Raw genomic sequence first — 6340 nt, 5'->3', positions numbered from 1 at the left:
CCTGTCGCTCCCGTTTCACCCGTGGCTCCGGTTGCACCAGTTTCACCAGTCGCTCCTGTTGCTCCCGTTACTCCCGTCGCACCTGTTGCTCCGGTTGCACCTGTTGTACCCGTTGCGCCCGTTTCACCTGTGGCTCCCGTAGCTCCTGTTGCTCCCGTTTCACCTGTCTCTCCCGTGGCGCCAGTTGCTCCCGTTTCACCTGTGGCTCCTGTTGCACCCGTTGCTCCGGTTGCCCCTGTCGCACCTGTTGCTCCCGTCGCACCTGTTGCACCTGTGGCGCCTGTCGCTCCTGTTGCACCTGTTGCACCTGTTGCTCCCATGGCGCCTGTCGCACCTGTGACTCCGGTAGCTCCCGTGTCTCCAGGGTCTCCAGGGTCTCCAGGGTCTCCCGCTGCTCGTGTTGCATCTGTCGCCCCCCGCAGTACAACGGTTCCTCCAAGATAGTTAACACATTGTTCCGCCTGCATCAAATAAAAAATAGAATCAATGATTTCCCTCTCCGCCAGCCTTGTTTCATTTGCCCTCACTAATTTTTTTGCCCGGTTTAATGCGGCAATGGCTTCACGGACATTACGCGCACAGCTTTTTCTCGTATATCTCGGCCTGATCATGGAGATCTTCTCTGCCTTCTGCGTCTTAATTTCGGTGAACTGCCGGCATTAATTAGTTTATATAAGCCGCGTAATATAATCAGTGCGTCGGATATCTCCGCCGATGCCCTCTCCATTTTTCCAAGCATGATAAATCGTTCGGCTTTTCTCAGTCTGAAAATGACGGCATCCAACTTGCTTATGCGTTTCCGGCGGCAACTCATCTTCCTTCCCCCCTCTTTTAATCACATGGCCCGGACCTGCAACCCACAATTTGAATCATTCTTTTTACAATATGGGATAGACGTCTAAGACTCCACGGTTAATGCCCAGCAAGAAGGGATCGGACGGTAAATTTTGATGGAATCGTCCACGATTCCAAAAAGAAAAAAAGCCCGGGTTCGGACTTTTTTCTAAAAAGTGATTTATTCGTTCGTCTACATATTGGACCAGAAAACGACAGAAATAGAATTTTGCAAAATCCTGAATTAAGCGTTACGGGCTTCCGCCGCATCCTTTTCTTCAAATTCTTTCATCATTTCTTTTTGCTGTTCCGGAGAGAGCTTCGCGATGCCAAAGCCGGTGAAACCCCAGATCGTCGCGAAAATAATCCCAGTCCAGCACAACATCGCCCAAGGCAAATAGGAAAGCGTTGCGACGCCCAGCGTGCCGGCCATATAAGCCCCGGCTGCCGTCCACGGGAGGATCGGCTCGATGATCGTGGCGGAGTCTTCCACCGTACGCCCGAGATTTTTCGGATGCAGGCCGCGGCGGATATAGGCTTCGCGCAGCATTTCGCCCGGCATCAGAATCGAAACCTGGCCGTTGCTCGTTACTCCGATCATCGTCAAGCCCGTGACGATCGTCGCCACGATGAGGGAACCTGTAGAATGAACGAATTTCAAAATTTTATCGACGATAAGTTCAAGCGATTTCGTAAGCGAAATGGTGCCTGCGAACGTAATGGCGCTGAAACAGATGAGCAGCGTTCCCATCATGGAGTTCATGCCGCCGCGATTCAGCAATTTCGGGATATCCGGAAGGACTTTTTCCGCGTCGAAGCCTTGAACATGAACCATCGAAATATCGAAACCGTTCAAAACGGAGCTGACGACGTCATGCAGCGAGAAACCTTGGAATATGAGCGCGTTCGCCATCGCAAAAGCGGATGACAACAGCATGACGGGCAGCGTCGGCTTTTTGCGGATCGAACCGTACAAAACGATCAAGACCGGGATGACAAGCCAAAAATTCCAATGGTAAATCGTGCTCAGCGTATCCATGATCGTGCCGACTTTTTCGGGAACGGCAACGCCCGCACCATGCGTATTCAGGCCCGTAACGACATAAACAATGCCTGCGACGATAAACGAGGGCAGCGTCGTATAAAGCAGGTGGCCGATATGCTCATACAGGTTCACCCCGGTAGACAAGGACGCGATGTTCGTCGTATCGGACAGCGGCGAAAGCTTGTCCCCGAAATACGCACCCGCAACGACAGCGCCGGCAACGGCGGCCAGGTTGGCATCCAGACCCGCTCCGACACCCATAAACGCTACGCCGATCGTTCCCGCCGAACCCCAGGACGTGCCTGTACAGATGGAAACGACAGAGGTTACGAGAAACGCGGTAATAAGCAGAAACTGAGGATTTATGATTTTCAAGCCGTAATAAATCATCATCGGAATCGTTCCGCCGGCCATCCATGCGCCGATCATCAAACCGACACAGATCAGGATGAGAATGGCCGGCATCGTTTTCGCGATTTTTTGCGAGATCGATTCCAAAATATCGTTATAGCTGTATCCCAGCTTGATGGCGATGATCCCCGCGACGACCGTCGAAGCGATGATCAGCGGCTCGGGCGGCAGCTCGAACATGACATACCCCAGGCAAAGCAGGACAACCATGGTGATAATCGGCAGCAAGGCTAGAAATAATGTCGGTTTCTTGATGGTTTTTACTTTTTTCGGCTCAGCCATTGTGTATTCCCCCTGGATGTGATGAAATCTGTCTATTGTTTGCGTAAAGGGTACGCTGCCGCCATACGTTCCAGCGCTTCGTCAAGAAGCGGTCTCGGAGCCGCAACGTTGATGCGTATAAAGCCCTCCCCGGCTTGTCCGAAAGATGTTCCGAAACTTACGCTAACCCGGCTTTTTTCTTGAATCCATTCGACTAAATCGCTTTCATGCCGGCTGCACGCCGTACAATCGATCCACAATAAATAGGTCCCTTCAGGCTTGATGACTTTCAGTTCAGGCATACGTTCGGCAAAAAAAGCTTCCGTAAATGAAATGTTATCCGTGATATAATCCCGAAGCTCATTCAACCAATCGTCGCAGGCCGTGTAAGCCGTCTCCAAGGCCGGCACCGCAAAAAACGTCGGGTTATGAACTCCCGCTTGCTGCAGTCCGTCTTTAAACCGTTCCCGCAACCGGTCATTCGGAATGACGATGTTGGCGATTTCAAGGCTTGCCAGATTGAAGGTTTTTCCCGGCGAAGTGCAAATGATCGAACGCTCGGCAATGTCCTCCGACAATTTGGCGATGATCGTATGCTCATGACCCGCGTGAATAAAATCGGCATGAATATCGTCCGATACGATCAGCGCATCATGCTTGACGCACAAAGCGGCTATGCGTTCAAGCTCATCTTTCGTCCACACCCGGCCCGTTGGATTATGCGGCGACACCAGGAGAACGATTTTTACGCCTGCTTGCATTTGCCGTTCCATATCCTCAAAATCGATCTCGTACCGGCCATGAACCAAATGAAGCGGACTTTCCACCAGTTCCCTGCCGTTAATCGCAACCGCTTTCGCAATCGGCTGATAAGCAGGCGAATGGATCAAAATCCGGTCGCCTTCTTTCGTAAACTTCTGAATGATGATCGATACGGCCTGAACGATGCGGGGGCTGAATACGATCCATTCCTGCGGCACCCGCCAGCCGTAAGCTTTGTCCAACCACTGCTGCACCGCTTCAAAGTAAGGCGGAAAAGGATCCGTGTATCCGTAAATCCCGCGGCTCGCCATTTCGACAATCTTTTCGACGACCGTAGGCGGCGCCTGCAAGTCCATATCCGCGACGGAGAGGGCGATCATGTCCTCGCCGTGCGCTTGGACCATCCCGTCCCATTTCGCGCTGTTCGTACCCAATCTGTTGATGATGCGGTCAAAATTGTATTTCATGCTGTCACCTTCCTTAACTTCCGTGAGAACATCCCTACTTCAATTTTTGCAAATACCGGTAAACGGTAGGCTCCGAGATCGATAATGACGCCGCGACTTGCGAAACGCCTCCTTTGAGAAGAAATACGCCCTGCTCGTTGAGTTCCCTGACGATGTCGATTTTCTCTTTTGAAGACAAACGGTCGATCGGAATCGTGATCTTGCTTAACACAGTCGAAATCATGTGCTGCAGCAAATCGTCCGCATTTCCCTGCAAATATTCCTTGGACTGCTGCTTATCCTCTTGCGGAGAACCGATGGACAGCGGGGGAACGAGCGAGCCTCCCTGCAATACGTGCTGAATCCACTCTGCAGCGACCTCCATGTGGGTCACGTCGATGTTTAAGCACATCAGACCGACCAGCGTACCGCCGTCGTTTTTAATGTAGTAAGTGGATGACCTGAAGCTCTGACCCTGCTTGCCCGAGGCTTTGTAATTCGCGATGAATTGCTCTTCGTGATATGCCTCGTCTTTCATCAGCTTCAACACAAGGTCTGTGGATGCATCGCCGACTTTCCGGCCGCTGATGTGCCCGTTCTCGATAAAGATAATGGATCGTTCCAGATCGCTGACGTCATGGATGACGACTTCGCATTTCGGACCGACGATCGCGGCGATAAATGATGCGATGGGGAAAAACTTCTCCAGAAACTGCCGGTTTTCGCTCATGGATCGGTTCCCGCTCCTTCCTGTTAGCATGATGCATGTAGATTGCATTTAAATTATCGCTATAATAATTTATTATCTTGATAAGATTATATTATATTTATAAAACGGTTTCAATCCCAAAAAAACGAAAATAAAAAACTCCGCGCGGTTGGCGGAGTTTTTTCGGCAGGCGGCGCCCGAATTCGAAGCACATATTCCGTTTATGTGGCAGCGCTTTTGGTAGAATCCACTGGTGCCGTGTCCGTGCCAAACGTCCGGATCCACCGGAAACGGTTGACTTTTACCAGGGCAACGAAGCATTTGAGTATTTGATCGCATTTCAGGCAGATAAACGTCATCAGCGGGGAAAGCCCGAAGACAAATGCGCACAGCGCCGAAGCGGGAAGCACGATCAGCCACATGAAAATGAAATCGTTGTACAGCACGAACTTCGTATCTCCCCCGCTCCGGACGATGCCGGTTAGCGCAGGCATTTGATAAGCCGTGCCGACGACCGTGATCGATAATACCGTCATGAATTGAACGGCAAGCGTTTTGGCGTCGCTCGAAATGGCATATAAATCCATCACGTAATCTTTCGCTACGAAAAGCACCAATCCCGTCGCCAGGCCGATGAACAGATATAAAAGCTGGAGCGTTTTGCTGTACGTTTTGATTTTCGATATATGCCCTTCGCCGATCGTCTTTCCGATCACGACCGCGGTCGCGCTGGCCGAAGCGTACGTAATGACGGTCACGAGCTGAAACACGGTGGTGGCTACGCTGTTCGCGGCAATCGAAGCTTCTCCCATATGCCCCAAAATGGCGGACTGGGCGCCCATCGCGCAGGCCCACAGCAAATTCGCCATCAAAATCGGGGAGCCGATCCGCAAATACTGCCTGAAAAGTTGCATATCGATACGGTAAAAATCCTTCAACTTAAGCATCAGCCTGCGATCGAAACGCTTGATGAAAACGATGACGATGAAGGTTTCAATGATTCTGGCGGCAAGCGTTGCCGTTGCCGAACCGCTGACGCCCATGCGCGGAAATCCGAAATGCCCGTAGATCAGCACATAATTGAGGCATACGTTGATGATCAGCGTGGATAACGATACGATGAACCCGATCCGCACGATTTCGACGCTGCGAAGCGACGCGAGCAGCACGTTGGTCACGGCGAAAAACAGGTAGGAAAAACAGATGATCCTTAAATAAGCGGCCCCTTCCTCAATCACGCGATCTTCGTTCGTAAACAGCGACATGCAGCCGTGGGGAAACACAAACACGACGACCCACATGACGAGACTGACCAAAAGCGCGATCCTCATGCCGATGCTGGCCGCTTTTTTAACCGCTTCCAGGTTTTTTGCGCCCCAGCTTCTGGCCGATAAAATGACCAGCCCTTCCGCCGCGCCCATGACCAGCATTTGCAATACGAACTGGATTTGGTTCGCAAGCGCGACGCCGGACAATGCCGCCTGGCTGTAACCTCCCAGCAGCAAATTATCGGATAGGTTCACGCCGAGCGTAATGATGTTTTGCAGCGCGATCAGCAGCGTCAGCCTAAAAAAGTTTTTGTAAAATGAAGACTCCCGAACCCATAAGCCCATAACATTCCTTCTTTTCCCGGTGGATTTGACTTGCCCGACTGTCTAAAAGCATACCATAATCAGGCAGATTCGGTGACCCCAAAACCGGATGAAAATCACAAAAAAATTCGGCAAAACTTACAGTCCATCAGCTCCGATCAAGTTCTAATCGAAAGATTCCGGCAAGATAGTAAACTTCCTCCTCCTGTGCTATAATAAGTCCATACTCAAAAGCTGCAGAGGGTACGACGAGATCAAAAATCGACCGCATCAAATCTGA

The 6340-nt window shown here is 51.2% G+C and carries 5 protein-coding genes; all 5 read right to left on the bottom strand.

What is annotated here, in order from left to right; translation table 11 throughout:
• On the bottom strand, nt 1–320 hold a 320-nt coding region (locus GQY55_RS04305), incomplete at its 3' end, for a hypothetical protein (RefSeq protein WP_236575395.1).
• A gap of 758 nt (nt 321–1078) precedes the next feature.
• On the bottom strand, nt 1079–2572 hold the full coding sequence (gene nhaC / locus GQY55_RS04300; RefSeq protein WP_160038399.1) for a Na+/H+ antiporter NhaC: 1494 nt from the start codon (nt 2570–2572) through the stop codon (nt 1079–1081).
• Between the two features lie 32 nt (nt 2573–2604).
• Entirely contained in the window at nt 2605–3780 is a 1176-nt protein-coding gene (locus GQY55_RS04295; RefSeq protein ID WP_160038397.1) for a MalY/PatB family protein, read from the bottom strand.
• Between the two features lie 34 nt (nt 3781–3814).
• Nucleotides 3815–4489, bottom strand: coding sequence for a helix-turn-helix transcriptional regulator (locus GQY55_RS04290; protein ID WP_160038395.1), 675 nt, complete (start codon nt 4487–4489; stop codon nt 3815–3817).
• Nucleotides 4490–4689: 200 nt separating this feature from the next.
• Complete coding sequence (locus GQY55_RS04285) at nt 4690–6081, bottom strand: MATE family efflux transporter (RefSeq protein WP_160038393.1); 1392 nt, start codon at nt 6079–6081, stop codon at nt 4690–4692.
• Nucleotides 6082–6340: the final 259 nt, after the last annotated feature.

Source organism: Paenibacillus sp. USDA918EY, assembly GCF_009870825.1.
Taxonomy (GTDB): Bacteria; Bacillota; Bacilli; order Paenibacillales; family Paenibacillaceae; genus Paenibacillus_AQ; species Paenibacillus_AQ albilobatus.
The sequence above is the reverse complement of the archived record's forward strand: the minus strand, read 5'-3'. Positions and strand labels throughout refer to the sequence as shown.